At 74.5% G+C, this 1,803-nt stretch carries 2 protein-coding genes; both read right to left on the minus strand.

All coding sequences use genetic code 11. The features are described from left to right. On the minus strand, positions 1 to 513 hold a 513-nt coding region (locus tag CCN51_RS45240; protein ID WP_107426240.1), incomplete at its 3' end, for a response regulator. After that, on the minus strand, positions 510 to 1,724 hold the full coding sequence (gene macS / locus CCN51_RS45245) for a MacS family sensor histidine kinase (RefSeq protein WP_043491929.1): 1,215 nt from the start codon (positions 1,722 to 1,724) through the stop codon (positions 510 to 512). The genes CCN51_RS45240 and macS, both read right to left, overlap by 4 nt. Positions 1,725 to 1,803: the final 79 nt, after the last annotated feature.

Genomic DNA, 1,803 nt, shown 5'->3' on the forward strand with positions numbered 1-1,803 from the left:
AGATGTGTATGAGGGGCAGGCGGGGGCGGGGTCGGTCGCCAGCCGGCGGTACTCGCCGAGCACCAGGCCCGCGAGGCCCGGGGTGAACACCGGCTCCCCGGCGGCGGTCCGGCGCACCGCGTCCAGCAGATCCTCCGTACTGGCCGACTTGAGCAGATAGCCGGTCGCGCCGGACTTCACCGCCTCCAGGACGTCCGCGTGTTCCCCGCTCGCGGACAGTACGAGTACGCGGGGGCCGGGCGGGCCCGGCTCGCCGCCCACGAGCTGCTTGCAGACCTCGACGCCGGGCAGCCCGGGGAGGTTGAGGTCGAGCACCAGGACGTCGGGGTTCGCGGCCTTGGCGCGGCGTACGGCCTGGGGGCCGTCCCCCGCCGTGGCCACCACCGCGAACCCGGCCTCGGACAGATCGCGGGCGACGGCGTCGCGCCACATCGGGTGGTCGTCGACCACCATCACGGTCACGGGCCGCTCCTCGCCCCCGCCGCCCTGTCCGCTGGTCTGCCGTTCGGTCATCGTCCGGTCTCCCCCTGTCGCGGAACGCTCAACTCAACCTCGGTGCCCTGTCCGGGGGCCGAGATCCAGTCGGCGCTGCCGCCCAGGTCGCGCAGGCGCCCCCGGATGGACAGCGCCACGCCGAGCCGCCCCTCGCGCTCGGCGTCGGCCAGCCGCCCCTCGGGGATGCCGGGCCCGTCGTCGCGTACGGTCACCGTGACCGCGTCCGGCTCGTCCTCGACCAGGATCCAGGCGTGCGCGTCGTCCCCCGCGTGCACCCGCACATTGTCCAGGGCGGCACCGACAGCGGCCGCGAGCTCGGCGGCGGCCTCGGCGGGGAGCGGTACGGCGGTGCCGGGGCCGGAGAGGGTGACGTGGGATCCGGCGTGCGGGGCCAACAGGGCCAGCAGATCGGACCGTTCACCCTCGGCCGCCCCAGACCCGTCCGCGGCGGGGGCGTCGGCCGCCACCTTCAGAAGTACGGCCCCGGCCGGCTCCACCGACTCCGCCGCGGCGGTCGCCGGCCCGGTCGCCGGCCCGGTGGAGATCAGCGTGCGCAGCGCGATCTCCTGTTCCCCCGCCATCTGTCCCAGCTCGGCCGCCTCCCCGCCGATCGCGGCGCCCCGCCGCTGCACCATGGCGAGGACCTGCAGCACGCTGTCGTGGATGTCGCGGGCCAGCCGCTCCCGTTCGCGCGTGGCCGCCTCGATCCGCAGCGCGCGGGCCAGGGTGCGCTCACTGGCGCGGGCCACCTCGACCACATAGCCGATCGCCACGCTCGCCACCCACACCAGCATGAGCATATGGACGGCGTCCTGGGCGAATCCGCCGCGCTCGATGATGTTGGCCGCGCAGACGACGGTGGAGGCCCAGGCGGCCCACCGCCAGCCGCCCTTGATCGCGAAACCGAGCACGGCCCCGGCCGTCCATATCGACGGCAGGGTGGGCGTGCCTTCGGCGATGCGGTCGTGGGTGTCGACGAGCGGGGTGAGCAGGATGCCGACCACCGCGACGGTCAGGTCACCGGCCAGGAAGCGCAGGGTGCACCGCTCGGCCGAGGAGACCATACGGACGGTGAGCGCGGTCCATACGGTCAGCACGGCCATATAGGCGCCCGCGCCGAGCGGGTGGTCGTAGTTGTCGTAGCCGTACGCGTAGAGGGTGAGCGCGTACAGCAGCGTGAGCACCCGGTAGGCGGTCAGCGCCCGCCACAGGGGCTGCTCCACCGACATGCGCACGACACGCTCGCCCTTGGGACGCTGCGCCACTTCCCCACCCCCGCGCCGGACGCGGTCACGCGCCGGCCTTGTC

This window comes from Streptomyces milbemycinicus, from assembly GCF_002154605.1.
Classification (GTDB): Bacteria; Actinomycetota; Actinomycetes; order Streptomycetales; family Streptomycetaceae; genus Streptomyces; species Streptomyces milbemycinicus.

Bases quoted from the DNA above. Each gene is read 5' to 3' on its own strand.
- macS (WP_043491929.1), bottom strand. From the start codon at position 1,724: ATGTCGGTGGAGCAGCCCCTGTGGCGGGCGCTGACCGCCTACCGGGTG.